Genomic DNA, 17,212 nt, shown 5'->3' with positions numbered 1-17,212 from the left:
CCTCAGACCAGACGGCGGGCGGTGGCCCAACGGGTCAGCTCGTGGCGGTTGGAGAGCTGGAGCTTCCGCAGCACCGCCGAGACGTGCGACTCGACCGTCTTCACCGAGATGTAGAGCTGCTTGGCGATCTCCTTGTACGCGTATCCCCGGGCGATCAGCCGCAGCACCTCGCGCTCCCGCTGGGTGAGCCGGTCCAGGTCCTCGTCCACCGGAGGCGCGTCCGTCGAGGCGAAGGCGTCCAGGACGAAGCCGGCGAGGCGCGGCGAGAAGACGGCATCACCCTCCTGGACGCGGAAGATCGAGTCGACCAGGTCGGTCCCGGTGATCGTCTTGGTGACATAACCGCGGGCACCACCCCGGATCACCCCGATGACGTCCTCGGCCGCGTCCGAGACCGACAGGGCCAGGAAACGGACCGGGTCCTCGGGCGCGCCCATCAGGCTCGCGCAGCGCCGCAGCACCTCGACCCCGCCGCCGCCCGGCAGGTGCACGTCGAGGAGGACGACCTCGGGGCGGGTCGCGGTGATGACCGTGACCGCCTGGTCGACGTCGGCGGCCTCGCCGACCACCTCCACGCCGGTGACCTCGGTCCGGCCGATCTCGGCCTGGACCCCGGTGCGGAACATCCGGTGGTCGTCGACGAGCACCACCCGCACCCGGCGCTCCGTGCCCGGCGCCTCCGCATCGGTTCCGGTCGTCGCTCCGGTCTCGTCGCTCATCCGTCCGCCCTCTCCATCTCGAGCTCCACTTCGGTGCCCCCGCCCTGCGGTGACCGCAGCCGGGCTGTACCGCCGTTGCGCTGCATACGGCCGATGATCGATTCTCGTACGCCCATCCGGTCCTCGGGCACCGCATCCGGGTCGAAGCCCGGTCCCCGGTCCCGCACCGAGACGAAGACCGTACGGCCCTCCACCTCGGCGTACACCTGCACGGCCCCGCCCTCGCCACCGTACTTGGCGGCGTTGACCATCGCCTCGCGCGCGGCCTGCATCTGCGCGGCCAGCTTCTCGTCGAGCGGGCAGTCTCCGACGACGACCACCTCCAGCGGGACGCCGTGCTTGTCCTCGACCTCGGCCGCCGCTCTCTTCACCGCCTCCGCGAGGGTCTCGGGCTCCTCGTCCCTCCCGGTGCCCTCGGGCTTGTAGAGCCAGTTCCGCAGCTCGCGCTCCTGCGCGCGGGCGAGGCGGCGCACCTCGCCGGGGTCGTCGGCGTTGCGCTGGATCAGGGTCAGGGTGTGCAGCACGGAGTCGTGGACGTGGGCCGCGACCTCGGCGCGCTCCTGGGCGCGGATGCGCATGGTCCGCTCGTCGTTGAGGTCCTGCGACATGCGGACCAGCCAGGGGCCGGCGAGGAGCGCTATGCCGGTGAGGACGGCGACGGCGGCGGTGATGGCCGTGCCGAACTGGGCGACGGAGCCGCGGACCACCAGGAAGACCGCGAGACCGGTGCCGACGAGACCGACGCCGACGAGACCGCGGACGAGCTGGAACGCGCGCTTGCGGCGCCCTGGATCGGTCCAGCTGGCCCGGCGGGCGTTGTCCGCCTGTCTCCAGACGAGGACGACGCCGACGGCGATGAGGATCAGCGGCCATATGTAGCGTCCGGTCTCGTTGTCGACGCTGACGTTCCCGACGAGGGCCGCGAGGCCGATGCCGAGCGCGATCAGGGCGACGACCTGGCCCCGGTCGGGCTTGCGCAGCCTGCGGCGCCCGTCCGAGGTGGTCTCGAAGAGGGAGCGCGGGGCGGACCTTCCGCCGACGCCCAGCGGGACGACGATCCAGAAGACCGCGTAGAGCACGATGCCCAGGCCGTTCGAGAACGACAGCACCACGAAGAGCGCGCGCACCCAGACGACCGGCAGACCGAGGTGGCCCGCGAGACCGCGTGCGACACCGCCGAGCCACCGCCCGTCGGCGCTCCTGTAGAGCCTGCGCACGGGCGGTTCGTCGATCTCGGTGACACGAGCGGTTGCGGACATGCACCGATCGTCACACGTTCGGCCCGCCCCGGACATCAGGGTCGGCCCTGAGATCGTCCCTGGTACGGACTCGGGGGCGAAGGCCCCGTGAATATCAGGGTCGGGCCAGGGTCGGCCCCGGTGCCGCGGGACGTCACGGGCCGTCACCATGGAGGCATGACGAGTTCGATGCCTTCGCAGCACGAGGCCCCGCCGCCGGCGGAGGCCGATCCCGCCCCGCCGCTCCGGCGCTCGCGCGGAAGCAACGTCGTGGGCGGCGTGTGCGGAGGCCTCGGTCGGCGCTTCGACCTGGACCCGGTCATATTCCGGGTGGTGATCGGCGTGCTGTCGGTGACGGGCGGCCTGGGGCTGGTGTTCTACGGCTTCGCGTGGCTGCTGATCCCGCTCGTGGGCGAGGAGGAGAGCGAAGGGCGCGGACTGCTGACGGGCCGGGTGTCCGGGGCCTCCCTGGCGGCCCTGCTGATGGCGCTGATCGGCTGCGGGATCTTCCTGTCGACCCTGCACAGCGGGGAGATGCTGGGCTTCACGCTCACGCTGACGCTCGCGGTGTGCGGGGCGGCGGTCTGGTCGCAGCGGCGGCGGGTCGGCGGCGAGACCGAGGGCAGGTCGGACGCGGCGACCGTCCTCACGGTCGCCGAGGCGCCGCCCGAGACCAAGGCGCCGCCACTCGCCGAGTTCCCCTCCTGGTGGAAGGACCCGATCGTCAAGGACGGCTCGACGGGCAAGATCGCCGTCGGCTATCTGTGGGGTCCGCACGGAATCCTGGACGAGGACGGCCGGGTGAACGGCGAGGTGCCGAAGCCGGGCAGTCAGTGGGGGCCCGACCCGGCGGTGCCCGGGCGTCCGGCGCCCTCCGTCCGCCGGAGCCCGCTCTCCATAGGGGGGCTCGTCTTCCTGCTCGCCCTGATCGCGGGCGGTCTCGGCACGGGCCTGACGTGGGACACCCACCCGCTGGGCACCAGCCTGCAGATCGGTCTGGCGGCCGCGCTCGCGGTGTTCGGCCTGGGCCTCGTCGTCAGCAGCTTCCTCGGGCGGACCGGTTTCGGCACGGTCTTCCTGACCGTGATCACGGCGGGTCTGCTGGCCCTGTCCTCGGCGCTGCCCGGTCGCATCACCATGGACTGGGTCCGCGAGACCTGGCGGCCCGCCTCGGTCGCCGAAGTGCGGCCGGGCTACGAGCTGGGCACCGGGGTCGGCACGCTCGACCTGTCCCGGCTCCCGCTTCCGGCCGGCACGACGGCGGCGACGCGCGTCGGGGTGGGCGCCGGACGGGTCAAGGTGATCGTCCCGAAGAGCGCGGTGGTGAAGCTGCACGCCGAGGTGGGCCTGGGCGATCTGCAGCTGCCGGGCGCGCCCGCCGGCGACATCGACATCGCGCCGGACCGTGACGTGACCCGGACGCTCACCCCGCCGGCCGGGACCACCCCGGCCGGCACCCTGGACCTCTCGCTGGAGGTCGGACTCGGACAGGTGGAGGTCACCCGTGCTGCTTCATGAGTTCCGCCCCGGTCGGCTGCTCGTCGGCCTGACCGCCCTCGCCCTGGCCGCCGCCTACGCGGGCGACGCCGCCGACGCCTGGACGACCCCGTGGTACGCGGTGATCCCCGTGCTCTGCGGCGGCCTCGGCACCGCCGCCCTCGCGACCTGGGTCGCCTATCGAATACGGCGTCGTTCGGCGAGGAGCCGGTCCAGCGAGAGCACCGGGGCCCCGGCCAGCAGCAGCGGGAGCCAGGACATCAGATAGGCCAGGTCGTTGCCCAGGTAGTACGGGTGCACCTGCCAGCTCACGGTCAGCCAGAGACTCAGCGAGATCAACGCGCCGCCGAGCGCCGCCGGCCGGGCGAAGAGACCGAAGAGGGTCCCGAGCCCGACGGCGAGCTCGCCGAAGGCGATGGCGTATCCGAAGCCGGCCGGGTTCTTGAGGGCGAGGTCGACGAGGGCGGGGATCGCGGAGCCGTCGCGGACGCCGCGCATCATCTCGCCGATGGAGCCGCCGCCCGTGTCGGCGAAGAAGGCGGAGTCGGTGAGCTTGTCGAGTCCGGCGTAGACGAAGGTGACGCCGAGGAAGATCCGCAGCGGAAGGAGGGCGTAGCGGGAGGCGGTCGCCTTCCACAGGTCGAAGGTGGCCTTCCGCTCGGCGAAACGCCCACCGGCCCCGCCCAGGTCGCCGGTGCCGGTCCCGTCCGCGTCACCGGTGCGGCCGGCCCCGACCGGACTTCCGGTACCGCCGGCCCCACCCGAGGCATCGGTACCGCCGGGCCCACCCAAGGCACCGGTACCGCCGGCACCGCCCGAGGCATCGGTATCGTCGGGCCCGCCCGAGGCATCGGTACCGCCGGCGCCGCCCGAAGCACCGGTACCGTCGGGCCCGCCCGAGGCATCGGTACTGCCGGGCCGGCTCGGGTCGTCGCCCTTGTCGTGTGGCCGGTCCGTCTGTCCCGTCATCGTCGGTCACCTCTCCACGCCCCGGACGACTGCTCGCCGAACGATTCTCCTCGTACCGGCGCCGGAGACACGGGAAGGGGGCCCGGACGCTCAGTCCACGACGTCGATCGTGACCCGGTTGGTCTCCACGCCGGCCGCCGTGACGACCGAGACCTCCGCCCGGCCCGGTTCCACGTCCGCCGGGAGGGGGACGGTCAGGGTCGCGTCGGTGGGGTTGGCGAAGCCGCCCGGGAGCGGGACCAGCGGCACGTGGGCGTGGACGGGGCCGATGCGGACGACCAGACGGGTCAGCGGATCGGGGGCACCGGCGCCGGGTGGGACGAAGCCGCAGCCGCGGATCTCGATGTCGTCGCCCGGGCGGATCGGGGCGTCGAGGTCGCCCGCCTCCCGGGACCGGACAACGGAGTGGATCGTGGGGCGGACGCCTTCGGTGACCTTCGCAGCGAGGTGCCAGGCCGCCGAGACGCCGACGAGCAGCACGAGGGACCAGGGCACCTCGGGCAGCCGGTCGGGGTCGCGGGCCAGTCCGACGGCGGCCAGGGCGAGGACGGCACCGGAGACGAGGAGGTACTGCACGTCGGCGAGGGCGGCCCGGCCGCTGTCGTCGCAGACCAGGTCGGCGGCGCGCGGACGGTCGGCCCGCACCTTCTGGAGGCGGCCGGCCGCGATCCCCCGCGCGACGACGAGACGGGCGGTGACGGTGACGGAGGCGACGAGGGCGAGGACGGTCAGCAGGCCGGCGCCCCGGACCAGACCGAAGGCGGTCGCGCCGGGCGACCGGAAGGCCAGGAAGAGGAGGGTGAAGCCGAGGAGCAGCAGCCAGCCGGCGGCGACGGCGCGGGTGGTGGAGAGCCGGTTGTCCTCGCCGATCAGCGGGGCGAGGAGGCCGCCCCGGGCGCGGTGGGCGTGGGCGGCGGCGCTGAGGAGGACGGCGAGGACCAGGGCGGTGCAGAGGCCGGCCGTGCGGGCGCCGGTCCAGCCGCCGCCGATGGCGGTGAGGGCCTGGCCGAGGAGGAGGGCGAGGACGGCGCCCCAGACGGCGCCGAGACCGCCGCGGCGTACGCGGTCGAGCCAGGCGAGCCCGGCTTCCCGGCCGCGCACGGTCACCGCGCGGGCGGACTGGGCGAGCTCGTCGGAGACCCACTGGCGGGCGGCGACCGGCGAGTGGGCGACGGCCGCGGGGACGCCGTGTCCGGCGGCGAGCTCATCGCGCCGGGCCAGGAAGGCGGCGACGGCGCGCCGGTGCCCGGCCTGCCCGCAGTGGGCGCAGCCGGCGCAGGCCGTCGCGTGCTCGCCGTACTGTCTCGCCTCTTGAACCGCCACGGTGCTCACTCCCGAGCTCACTTCACGGCCCGCGTCGATGCGTACCGGCGCGCCCCGAAGGACCAACCAGCCGTTGATTCCACGGAATTGTGCCGTACCGGCGGCTCTCGCGCCCGCCGCGTGCGCCCCGCCGGAGGGTGATTGCCGCGCCATCTCATTGACGTACAGAAGGGTGAAGCGATGGTGTTACGACAGGAGTTCGGGGTCCGTTCGGCTGATCCTGCGCCACAGGGGCTGGTAGTTGATCCAGGCGACGAGGTCGCTGCCGAGCTGTTCCCGGGTGGCGACCGCCTCGCGGTGGTCGATGAGCACCGGCTTGCCGGCCGCCCGTGCGGCGAGCTGCACCCGGGCGCAGCGTTCGAGGGCGATGAACCACCAGGCGGCCGCGTCGACGGAGGTGCCGACGGTGAGCAGGCCATGGTTGCGGAGCACGATCGCCTTGAAGGTGCCGAGGGCGACGGCGATCCGGCGGCCTTCCTCGGGGTCCACGGTGACGCCGGTGTAGGCGTCGTAGAGGGCGTGGTCCTGGTAGAAGGCGCAGGCCTCCTGGGTGATCGGGTCGAGGAGTTCGCCGAGGGCGGCGAGGGCCCGGCCGTGGACGGAGTGGGTGTGGGCGACGGCGATGGCGTCGGGCCGGGCACGGTGGACCTGGGCGTGGACGGTGAAGGCGGCCTGGTTGACGTGGTGGCCGCCCCGGACGACCTGTCCGTCGCCGTTGACGAGGATGAGGTCGCTCGCGGTGAGGTCCTCGAAGGGGGCTCCGAAGGGGTTCACCCAGAAGCAGTCGGGGTACTCCGGATCGCGGGCGGTGATGTGGCCCGAGACGCCCTCCTCGTACCCGAGTCGCCCGAAGATCCGGAGCGCGCCGGCGAGCCGCTGCTTGCGGTGGGTGCGTTCCTCCTCGGCCGTCGCGTGGACGGGCGGCAGGGCGAAGTGGAGCCGTTCGACGGGGACGGGGTCCGGTATCACGCTCATGCGCCGGAAGGTAACGCCCGGCCGGTCAAGTCACCAGAGTCCGGACGGACATCCCGGCCGGGAAGCGGCGAGGCCGCCGCCCCGGAGTGCGGGGACGGCGGCCTCGTGCGCGTGCGGGAGGGCTTACTCCCACTCGATGGTGCCCGGCGGCTTGCTCGTGACGTCGAGGACGACACGGTTCACGTCGGCGACCTCGTTGGTGATGCGGGTCGAGATCTTGGCGAGCACCTCGTAGGGCAGGCGCGACCAGTCGGCCGTCATGGCGTCCTCGGAGGAGACGGGACGCAGCACGATCGGGTGACCGTAGGTGCGGCCGTCGCCCTGGACGCCCACGGAGCGGACGTCGGCGAGGAGGACGACCGGGCACTGCCAGATCTCGCGGTCGAGGCCGGCCGCGGTGAGCTCCTCGCGGGCGATGGCGTCGGCCTCGCGCAGCAGGTCCAAGCGCTCCTTGGTGACCTCGCCGACGATGCGGATGCCGAGGCCGGGGCCGGGGAACGGCTGGCGCTGGACGATCTCCTCGGGCAGGCCGAGCTCCTGGCCGACCATGCGGACCTCGTCCTTGAACAGCTGGCGCAGCGGCTCGACGAGCTGGAACTCGATGTCGTCGGGGAGGCCGCCCACGTTGTGGTGCGACTTGATGTTGGCGGTGCCGGTGCCGCCGCCGGACTCGACGATGTCCGGGTAGAGCGTGCCCTGGACGAGGAAGGCGACCTCGGGGCCCTCCTCCTGGAGGATCTCCAGCTGGGCCTGCTCGAAGACGCGGATGAACTCGCGGCCGATGATCTTCCGCTTGGTCTCCGGGTCGGAGACGCCGGCGAGCGCGTTCAGGAAGCGCTCCTGCGCGTCGACGACCACCAGGTTGGCGCCGGTGGCGGCCACGAAGTCCTTCTCGACCTGCTCGGTCTCGCCCTTGCGCATGAGGCCGTGGTCGACGTAGACGCAGGTCAGCTGCGAGCCGATGGCCTTCTGCACGAGCGCGGCGGCCACGGCGGAGTCGACGCCGCCGGACAGACCGCAGATGGCGCGCTTGTCGCCGACCTGGGCGCGGATGGCCGCGACCTGCTCTTCGATGACGTTGCCGGTGGTCCAGCTGGGCTCGATGCCGGCGCCGCGGTAGAGGAAGTGCTCCAGGACCTGCTGGCCGTGCGTGGAGTGCAGCACCTCGGGGTGGTACTGGACGCCGTACAGCTTCTTCTCGTCGTTCTCGAAGGCGGCGACCGGCACGACGTCCGTGGAGGCGGTGACGGTGAAGCCCTCGGGGGCGGCGGAGCAGGCGTCGCCGTGCGACATCCACACGGACTGCTCGACCGGGGTGCCCTCGAAGAGGGTGGAGCCGGCCTTGGAGACGTGCAGCGGGGTCCGGCCGTACTCGCGGGCGCCGGTGTTGTCGACGGTGCCGCCGAGGGTCGTCGCCATCAGCTGGAAGCCGTAGCACATGCCGAAGACGGGGACGCCCGCCTCGAAGAGCTCTCGGTCGAGGCGCGGGGCTCCCTCGGCGTACACGGAGGACGGGCCGCCGGAGAGGATGATCGCCTTCGGGTTCTTGGCCAGCATCTCGGCCACCGGCATGGTGGACGGGACGATCTCGCTGTAGACCCGCGCCTCACGGACGCGACGGGCGATGAGCTGGGCGTACTGGGCGCCGAAGTCGACAACGAGGACTACGTCCGGGTTGGAGACGTCGGGCGCGGCAGCGGGAGTCGCTGATGACACTACGGCGGCCTTCCGGCGGTAGGAGAGGTTTCCCTGCCGAGGTTCCCTGCGGGGCCCAAGGGGGTCCATGGGGTCCAAGAGGTCCTGAGGGGTCCCTCGAAAGGGGGGCTATTTGTCGATTCTACCGGCGCGCCGGTGACTCTTTTCGTCTCACTATCCGAACCCGGGTTGTGACGGGGTGTGCGAAAGGGTCCATACTGTCGCCATGCGCAAGCACCCGACCTTCGTCTTTACCTATGGCAACCGGCCCACCGGCTGCCATGGTCGTGCTGCTTGAGCAACTGACAAGCGACTTCCCAGGCGCCCCGGGCCGACAAGGCCCGGGGCGTTCTGCTTGTCTCCGGGCGATGTCGCCCCGGGGCTCCCGGACCCGACACCCCAAGGAGCCCCCGCCATGACGACCACCGCCACCGCGAAGACCATCACCGAGCAGACCGGCGCCCGCACCGACGAGGCGGCGACGCTGATCGGCGACGCCCGCGAGCGCATCGACGCCCTCGACGACCGGATCATCGGCCTCATCCAGGAACGGGTGGCCATCTCGACCGTCATCCAGGAGGCCCGGATCTCCTCCGGCGGCCGCCGGGTGAACCTGGCCCGCGAGATGGAGGTCCTCGGCCACTACAGGGACGCGCTGGGCAAGCCGGGCACGGCGCTGGCGATGACGATGCTGGAGCTGTGCCGGGGCCGCATCTGAGGGACGCGTGCGGGTGGGCTCCCGCACCCGAGTTCGGGAGCGTCCTCACCCGTACGGCGCGTGACCGGCTCCGGCCGGGTTTCGTTGGTCCGGTTGTCCGTGCCAGCCAGGGGCGGGCCCGAAAGAAACCACGCGTGGCTTCGCTGGGGCGTGTGGCGTACCTCTCGGGTACGTCGTGGGACCTCGCACCAGCGCGCGTGACCGGACAGCAGGGGACAGCAGCCCGGTCACCCAGAAAGGGCGGTCGGTCCCGGGGACGCCCGGGGCCGGCCGCAACCGGCCGATCTCCCGATCCTCCCCGTCCCCCTGATCCCCGATCCCGCCATCCCCGATCCCCTCCCCCCGCGGCGCGACCCCCGGCGCCGCCCCGCTCGGCACCGCCGCTGCCCTGACACCGGTGCCGACCCCGAGGGCCCCGCGCCGCGACCGGAATCGCGAGCGCGGGGCCCTCCTTCATGCCCGGGGACACAGCCCACCACAGGATGTGACGCGCGTCACACAAAGATCCTGCGCAACCGCTACAACCAATCCCGCCGGTCGCAGGTCATCTATGCAGCAACACCAAAGCTGGAAGGGCGCTGCACTCGGAGGGGGGTGCAGCGCCCTTTCATCTACGCGTGTCGGCCGCTTCGTCTACGCGTGTCAGCCGCTTTCGCCCACGCGTGTCAGCCGTCAGTCCTTCTTCGGCGGGACCGTCGGGATCCCCAGGAACGGCAGCCGCAGGGCGCCGAAGGCCTCGGACGGGACGGCGGGGGACTTCGGCTCGACCGCCGAGAGCCGTACGTACGCCTCGCCCTGCCGCGGGCGCGGGTCCTCCTCGCCCTTGTTCGGCCAGAAGGACATGGCGCGCTCCGCCTGGGCCGTGATCGTCAGGGACGGGTTGACGCCGAGGTTGGCGGAGACGGCCGCGCCGTCGACGACGGAGATCCCCGGGTGGCCGAAGAGCCGGTGGTACGGGTCGATGACGCCGGTCGAGCCGTCGGCGCCGATCGGGCAGCCGCCCAGGAAGTGCGCGGTGAGCGGGGTGCCCATCAGCTCGCCGACGTTGGATCCGGCGAAGCCGTTGATCTCCTCGGCGAGGAGGGTGGCGGCCTGGGTGGCCTCCGGGATCTGGACCGGGTTGGGTGCGCCGTGCCCCTGGCGGGCCGTGAGCAGGCCCTTTCCGAGGCCGCCGGGCTTGCGGTAGGTCGTGAGGGAGTTGTCGAGGGACTGCATGACCAGGCCGATGATGGTCCGCTCGGACCAGTGCCGGTTGGAGAGCGAGCGGACGGCGAGCGCCGGGTGCTTGAGCAGGTTGAGGAACCAGTTCCGTACCCGGTGGGCGCCGTAGGGCACCTGGAGGACGGTCAGGCTGCCCATGGAGTTGGAGCCCTTGCCGTACCGGACCGGCTCGATGTGGGTGTTCTCGTCCGGGTGGACGGACGAGGTGATGGCGACGCCCCTGGTGAAGTCGGCCTTCTCCTTGCCGTGCCGCTTGCGGTAGCGGCGGTCGGTGGTCTGGGCGCCGACCAGTCCCTCGGAGTTGGTGCGGGTGAGCTCGCCGAGCCGGTTCGAGATGCGGGGCAGCAGTCCGCTGTCCTTCATCCGGTGCAGCAGGGTCTGCGTGCCGTACGTGCCGGCCGCGATGACCACCCGCCGGGCGGTGAAGGTCCGGCCCCTGCCCTTCCTGCGGTCGTCGGTGGGCAGGGTCTTCACGGCGAAGCCGCCCCGCGAGTCCTCGGTGACGGTGACGACCGTGGTCATGGGGTGGACGGTGGCGCCCGCCTTCTCGGCGAGGTACAGGTAGTTCTCGTTGAGGGTGTTCTTGGCGCCGTGGCGGCAGCCGGTCATGCACTCGCCGCACTCGGTGCAGGCGCGCCGGGCCGGGCCCGCGCCGCCGAAGTAGGGGTCGGCGACCTCCTCGCCGGGCTTGGCCTTCGCCGTCCCGACCCCATCCCCGCCGACGGCGTCTTGTCCGTCTCCGAAGAAGACTCCGACCGGCGCCATGTGGAAGGTGTCGCCGATGCCCATGGCCTGGGCGGCGGACTTCAGGTGCACGTCGGAGGGGGTCATCGTCGGGTTGAGGCGGACGCCGAGCATCCGCTTCGCCTGGTCGTAGTACGGCCGCAGCTCGTCCTGCCAGTCCGTGATGTCCTTCCACTGCGGGTCGTCGAAGAAGGGCTTGGGCGGTACGTAGAGGGTGTTGGCGTAGTTGAGGGAGCCGCCGCCGACGCCGGCGCCCGCGAGGACCATGACGTTGCCGAGCAGGTGGATGCGCTGGAGGCCGTAGAGGCCGAGGGCGGGGGCCCACAGGAAGTTCTTCAGGTCCCAGGAGTTCTTGGGCAGGGTCGCGCGGGTGAAGCGGCGCCCGGCCTCCAGGACGCCGACCCGGTAGCCCTTCTCGGTGAGGCGAAGGGCGGTGACCGAACCGCCGAAGCCGGAGCCCACGACCAGGACGTCGTAGTCGTACGCGGTGTCGTCCGCGAGCTCCTGGTTCTGGGTAGGGGGTAGCGCGGTCATGGCTCTCCTCGTACGGAAAGGTGTGAGAAAGGACAGGGCGGCGTCAGCGCAGGCGCAGGGCCTTCATCGCCTTCAGGGACACGCTCATGAACGCGGCGTACTTCTCGTCGTCCATCCCGAAGGAGGGCGCGAGCGGGATCAGCCGCTGCTGGGCGACGGTCTGCGCCTCGGTGTACTTGAGGATGCCCTCGGAGCCGTGGCGGCGGCCGAGCCCGGAGTCCTTCATGCCGCCCATCGGGGACTGCACGCTGCCGTAGGCCGGGGCGTACCCCTCGTTGATGTTGACGGTGCCGGTGCGCAGCCGGGCCGCGACGGCGTGACCGCGGCGCGAGTCCTTCGTCCAGACGGAGGAGTTGAGGCCGTACGGGGTGGCGTTGGCGAGCTCGACGGCCTCGTCCTCGTCCGTGAAGCGGTAGACGGAGACGACCGGGCCGAAGGTCTCCTCGCCGCAGACGGCCATCGGGGCCTCGACGCCGTCGAGGATGGTCGGCTCGTAGAAGAGGGGGCCGATGTCGGGGCGGGCGACGCCGCCGGCGACGAGCGTGGCGCCCTTGGCGACGGCCTCCTCGACGTGCTTGGTGACGGTCTCCAGCTGCCGCTCGCCGACGAGGGAGCCCATGTCCGCCCCGTACGCGAGGGAGTTGCCGAGGCGCATGGCCCTGGTGCGGGCGGCGAAGCGGTCGAGGAAGGCGTCGGCGATCGACTCGTGCACGTACAGCCGCTCGATGGAGATGCAGAGCTGTCCGGCGGAGGAGAAGCAGGCGCGGACGGCTCCGGCGGCGGCCTTCTCGATGTCGGCGTCCTCCAGGACGAGCATCGCGTTCTTGCCGCCGAGTTCGAGGGAGACGCCGACGAGGCGGGCCGCGGCGCCCCGGGCGACCTCGCGGCCGGTGCGGGTGGAGCCGGTGAAGGAGACGTAGTCGGCGTGGGCGACGACCTCGGGGCCGACGACCGGGCCCTCGCCGAGGACGACCTGGAAGACCTCGGCGGGCAGTCCGGCCTCGATGAGCAGGTCACGGGCCCAGAGCGCGGTGAGCGCGGTCTCCGTGTCGGGCTTCATGACGACGGCGTTGCCCGAGACGAAGGCGGGGAGCGCATCGCCGACGGAGAGCTCCAGGGGGTAGTTCCAGGGGGCGATCTGGCCGACGACCCCGCGCGGCTGGCGCAGTTCGGTGACCTTGGTGAGGGTCGGCACGACGCCGGTGTGGCGCTTGGCGCGCAGGTACGAGGCGGCCTTGCGGCCGTAGTGGCGGGCGGCGACGGCGACCGCCTGCACCTCCTCGTGGGCGTGCAGGCGGGCCTTGCCCGTCTCCAGCTGGATGAGGTCGAGGACCTCGGCCTGCCGCTGGAGGACGAGGTCGTGGAAGCGCAGGAGGACGGCGGCGCGGGCCCTGACCGGGGTGGCGGCCCAGGCGGTCTGGGCGGCACGCGCGCGCGTGAAGGCCTCGGCGACGTCCTCGGGGGTGGACTCGGGCAGGTCCGCCAGCTTCTCCCCGGTGAAGGGGGTGTGGTTGGCGGTCCGGCCGGAGCCGACGACTCCGCGGGTGAGCCGGGCGACCAGCTCGGGCGTCACGACGTCGGCGGCGGTCCGCGCGCCGGCGGGCGCGGGCGCGACCGGGTTGGTCGCACCGGCGGGCGCGGCCGGGCGGGCCGCCTCGGCGGCGGTGTCGGCGGGAACCGTGAGGGCGGCGGGGGCCTGCGAGTCCGTCATGGGGCCGAGCGTAGGCCGCGTTCCGACCTTTGGGTACCCGTCGGTAACGCGTTTTCACCGTCCACACACATCGCGCCAGCGATCACTGGCACATAAGCCCTGATCAGGGCCTTACGGCCCCCGGCGCCCGCCCGCGGAGATTTTTCCGCCCCTCAGTCACCCGGCGCGCGCCAGTGCTGGACGACGATGTCGAACTGCTCCCGGGTGGTCTCCCAGCTCGACACCGGCGAGGACATGTAGATGGCGTACTCGGTGCCGTCGTCCTCGTAGTACATCTGGTCGATCGCGTGCCGCGGTCCGGGGAAGGTCTTCTTCTCGGTCCAGGTGAACTCCCACAGACAGGAGCGGACCTGGTCGCGGTAGGTGACCTGGTCGAGCTTGATCCGCTTGTAGTCCATGCGCTTCCCCAGCTGGAGCTCCAGGTCGAGGGCGTGCATGTACGGGTTCTCGAAGTCGGGGCTGCGGTCGATGCTGATGCGGATGCGGTGGCGGCCGTTGTCCGGGGTGTAGTCGATCTGGTCGCCCTCCGTCTGCCGCTTCCAGCCGTCCGGTACGAGCAGGCTGAAGCCCTTCGGGTCCTTGACGCGGTGCCAGCCGGCCGGGACGTCGTCACCCGCGCCCTTGGCCGCGGGGGAGGTCGCCGTGGTCCGTCCGCCGTCGCCGCCGCCGCCCGCGTAGTTCATGGCCGCGAAGACGGCACCGCCCGCGACGACCCCGGCGAGCAGCGCCGCGAGAACGGCGGTGCGCCAGCGGCCACGACCGGAGGCGGACGGGGAAGTGGGGGCGAGCGTGGGGTGCTGTGGGGGCACGTGTGACGGGTGTGACGGGTGCGGCTGGTGAGGCAGGTTGGCCTGGTGCGGCAGGTGGGACTGGTTGGTCTGGTGAGGCGGGTGGGGCCACTGCGCGGTGACCTTCCGCGGCTCGCCGGGCGTCAGGCCCTCCGTACCGGTGCCCGTACCCATGCCCGTACCGCCACCCGTGGCACCGGCGCTACGCGCGTCGCCGCCCGGGCCGTGCGCGCCCGCCGCCGAGTCCAGGTCCTCCCTGGCCACGCGCTGGGTCGGCACGTACGCCTGCGCCGCCGTCGGCGCGCGCCCCTCCATCGCGTCGAGCAGCATCCGCTCGGCCTCGTCCGCGCGCGGCCGCTGCGCCGGGTCCTTGCGCAGCAGGGCCACGATGACGGAGGCCAGCGGCCCCGCCTTCTCCGGGTACGGCGGCTCCTCGGTCACCACGGCCTGCATGGTGCTGATCGGGGAGGTGCGGCGGAACGGCGAGGTGCCCTCCACCGCCGTGTACAGCGTGGCGCCGAGGGACCAGAGGTCGGAGGCGGGGCCCGGGTCGCCGCCCTGCACCCGCTCGGGCGCCAGGTAGTCGATGGAGCCGACGATCTCGCCGGTCCGCGTGATCGTCGAGTCCCCCTCGATCGCCGCGATCCCGAAGTCGGTGATGAGGACGCGCCCGTCCCGCGCGAGCAGCACGTTGCCCGGTTTGACGTCCCGGTGCAGCACCCCGGCCGCGTGCGCGGCGCGCAGCGCGCCGACGACGTGCAGTCCGATCCTGGCCGCCTCGCGGGGTTCGATCCTGCCGGCCTCCTTGGCGGCGTCGGCGAGCGAGGGCCCGTCGACGTACTGCATCACGATCCACGGCCGGTTGTCGTGCTCCAGGACGTCGTGGACGGTCACCACGCCCGGGTGCGTGATCCGCGCGGCGGCCCGCGCCTCCTTCTGCGTACGGGCGTGCAGCACGAGCCGGTCGGCCTCGGCCACGAAGCGACCCGCCGTCAGCTCCTTCACCGCCACCACGCGGTGCAGCACCTCGTCGTGGGCGCGCCAGACCTTGCCCATGCCGCCGCGCCCGATGGACTCGCCCAGCCGGTAGCGACCGGCGAGCAGCAGCCCCGCCCCTGTGCTCTGAGAATGTTCCACTTGCCCCCGCCCGTTCCTTCTGATGCCAGGTTACGGAGGGGGGTGCGCGCGGCGGAACCTCGGGGCGGTCATAGGAACAGCACTGTGACCGGGGAGCGGTAGGACATGCGTATCACCGTCCCGGGCGGAACGCCTTCGTGGCCTGCTCGTAGACCTCGGACACCTTGTCGCGCTCGCTCTCCGGTCCGATGACCTGGACGACGTGGTACCGACCTCCGTCGATCAGGGCGAGGTTGCGCACGAACACCTCACGGCCCGTGCTGTCCAGCCAGGTGTAGTCGCCCTCCGCCGTCGGCGTCCGGCCGATGTCCACCCGGCGCGCCCTCAACGCCTGCGACCAGCTGGACGACCGGTACGGCTCCAGCTCGCGCTCCTTGGCGTTCTGGTACTCCAGCGGGTCCGCGCCGTTGTCCCGGACGCCGTCCCGGCCGGGAACGACGATCAGCGTGAAGTCGCCGCCGGTGTAGCGCACTTGTCCGGCGTCGTTGATCGGGCTGCGCCGCCACCCCTTCGGGACCCCGATCCGGAATCCCTCCGGGTCCTGGCGCAGGTCGTACCCGGCGGCGAGCGCGGGAGCCGAAGGGTCCGCCGGGGGCGGGGTGGTGGCCGGTCCCGTGGTCGGCTTCGCGGTCGGTTCGGCGGGCGGCTCCGTGGTCGCGGACGGGCCGGGCGCCGAGCCCGTCGCGGTCGTGGGCGTGGCCGGCGCGGCGGGCCGCTCGCCCTTCCCCGGCATGAACAGGACGGCGTACGCGACGGCTCCCGCGAGCAGCAGGAAGACGAGGATCAGGAGCGTACGGCCCAGGGAGCGCGGGGAACCCAGGGTCCGGGAGGACGACGAGCGCGCCGAGGACCGGGGCGCGCGGGGAGCGCGCTGCGGGATCTCTCCGTCGAACTCGTCGCGGAACTCGTCACGGAACTCCTCGCGGTAATCGGGCTGTACGCGCGCGGGGCCGTGCTCCTGGCCGTACCCGTCGTCCTGTACGGGCCCCCGCGGGGCCTCGCCCCGGGTCGCGGGGCGCGGGTCCTTGCCGCGCTTGTGACGGTGCCGGCCCGCCCCCGCTCCCCCGCGCCACCGGCGCACCAGCTCACCGCGCCGGCGCACGATCGGCAGCCGCGCCTCGTCGAAGGACGGCAGCGGTACGACTCCGAACCCGGCGTCCGGCTCCGGCGCCGAGCGGACGAGGGAGCGCAGCCAGCCGCGCAGCTCCTCGAAGTCGGGCCGCTCGGTGGGGTCCTGACGCAGCAGGGACTCCACGACCGGGCGCAGGGGCCCGCACTCCTCGGCGAAGGCCGGCGGTTCGGCACAGACCAGCTGGACCAGCTCGGCCGCGCTGTCCTCCGGGTACGGGGCGTGGCCCTGGACGGCCCGGTAGAGGAGCGCGCCGAGCGCCCACAGGTCGGTGGCGGGGCCGATCGGCGGGGCGAGGCGCCAGTTCTCGTGCACGGGCCCGGCCTGCTCGGGCGCCCAGCGCTCGGTCACGGCGCCGACGACCGCGATCCGGGTCTGACGGGCCCGCTCGGCGGCCAGCCGCGTGGTCGGACCCCGGTGTGCCTGGGCCGGGATCGCGACCGGCGCCTCGTCCCGGGCCCCGACGGGGACCGGGAGCGGCGCGGGGCCCGGGGTCGCCGCGGTGTACCCGGCGGGCAGGGCCGGGCGGCCCGAACCGGGCAGCAGGGGGCCGCCACCGGCCGGGATCGGCCCGGAGCCGTCGCGCGCGGCGTGCGGGCCGTCGCTCCAGCTGCCGGCCAGCATCACACGCGGCGGCGGGCCGGCGCCGTACGGCTCGTCGCCGTCGTCCTCGTCGTCCTCGTCCTCGGCCACCCGCGCCCACCACTGCGGTTCGGGCGCGCCGGACGCCTGCGCCGTCGGCGGCGGAGGCGGGCCGGGCGTCTCCGGCGGCGCGGGACGCTGGACGGGGAGCGCCCCGGTCTCGCCGAGCCGG

11 protein-coding genes and 1 pseudogene are annotated in these 17,212 nt (G+C 73.0%); 2 read left to right on the top strand and 10 right to left on the bottom strand.

From position 1 onward, the window contains the following. Positions 1-2: 2 nt before the first annotated feature. Together ABZ318_RS22920 and ABZ318_RS22915 are read right to left on the bottom strand one after the other, a co-directional pair. On the bottom strand, positions 3-719 hold the full coding sequence (locus ABZ318_RS22920; protein ID WP_093874478.1) for a response regulator transcription factor: 717 nt from the start codon (positions 717-719) through the stop codon (positions 3-5). Beyond that, entirely contained in the window at positions 716-1,978 is a 1,263-nt protein-coding gene (locus ABZ318_RS22915) for a PspC domain-containing protein (protein ID WP_356904339.1), read from the bottom strand. Before ABZ318_RS22915 ends, ABZ318_RS22920 begins: the two co-directional genes overlap by 4 nt. Positions 1,979-2,134: 156 nt before the next feature. Here ABZ318_RS22915 and ABZ318_RS22910 point away from each other — a divergent pair, with 156 nt between their 5' ends. Beyond that, complete coding sequence (locus tag ABZ318_RS22910; RefSeq protein ID WP_356904338.1) at positions 2,135-3,475, top strand: PspC domain-containing protein; 1,341 nt, start codon at positions 2,135-2,137, stop codon at positions 3,473-3,475. A gap of 156 nt (positions 3,476-3,631) precedes the next feature. On the opposite strand, the gene ABZ318_RS22905 is transcribed toward ABZ318_RS22910, so the two are convergent. The 4 genes from ABZ318_RS22905 to guaA form a co-directional block, all read right to left on the bottom strand. Beyond that, complete coding sequence (locus tag ABZ318_RS22905) at positions 3,632-4,093, bottom strand: DoxX family protein (RefSeq protein WP_356904353.1); 462 nt, start codon at positions 4,091-4,093, stop codon at positions 3,632-3,634. A gap of 420 nt (positions 4,094-4,513) precedes the next feature. Continuing rightward, a complete protein-coding gene (locus tag ABZ318_RS22900; RefSeq protein ID WP_356904337.1) occupies positions 4,514-5,755 on the bottom strand; it encodes a hypothetical protein in 1,242 nt (413 codons plus the stop codon). 177 nt (positions 5,756-5,932) lie between these two features. Further along, entirely contained in the window at positions 5,933-6,721 is a 789-nt protein-coding gene (locus ABZ318_RS22895; RefSeq protein WP_356904336.1) for a class II aldolase/adducin family protein, read from the bottom strand. Positions 6,722-6,844: 123 nt separating this feature from the next. Continuing rightward, entirely contained in the window at positions 6,845-8,437 is a 1,593-nt protein-coding gene (gene guaA, locus ABZ318_RS22890; RefSeq protein ID WP_356904335.1) for a glutamine-hydrolyzing GMP synthase, read from the bottom strand. 394 nt (positions 8,438-8,831) lie between these two features. Between guaA and ABZ318_RS22885 the strand changes: the two genes are divergently transcribed. Next, on the top strand, positions 8,832-9,134 hold the full coding sequence (locus tag ABZ318_RS22885; RefSeq protein WP_356904334.1) for a chorismate mutase: 303 nt from the start codon (positions 8,832-8,834) through the stop codon (positions 9,132-9,134). Between the two features lie 672 nt (positions 9,135-9,806). Here ABZ318_RS22885 and ABZ318_RS22880 read toward each other — a convergent pair. From ABZ318_RS22880 to ABZ318_RS22865, 4 genes and pseudogenes are all read right to left on the bottom strand, one after another. Next, a complete protein-coding gene (locus tag ABZ318_RS22880) occupies positions 9,807-11,633 on the bottom strand; it encodes a GMC family oxidoreductase (RefSeq protein WP_356904333.1) in 1,827 nt (608 codons plus the stop codon). A 43-nt stretch (positions 11,634-11,676) separates the two neighbouring features. Further along, positions 11,677-13,344, bottom strand: coding sequence for a succinic semialdehyde dehydrogenase (locus ABZ318_RS22875; protein WP_356904332.1), 1,668 nt, complete (start codon positions 13,342-13,344; stop codon positions 11,677-11,679). Between the two features lie 152 nt (positions 13,345-13,496). Then, positions 13,497-15,269: a protein kinase gene (locus ABZ318_RS22870; protein WP_356904331.1), complete on the bottom strand. Its 1,773-nt coding sequence runs from the start codon at positions 15,267-15,269 to the stop codon at positions 13,497-13,499. 112 nt (positions 15,270-15,381) lie between these two features. Beyond that, a pseudogene (locus ABZ318_RS22865) lies at positions 15,382-17,212 on the bottom strand (serine/threonine protein kinase); the annotation flags it as partial.

Source organism: Streptomyces sp. NPDC006197, assembly GCF_040613865.1.
Classification (GTDB): Bacteria; Actinomycetota; Actinomycetes; order Streptomycetales; family Streptomycetaceae; genus Streptomyces.
The sequence above is the reverse complement of the archived record's forward strand: the minus strand, read 5'-3'. Positions and strand labels throughout refer to the sequence as shown.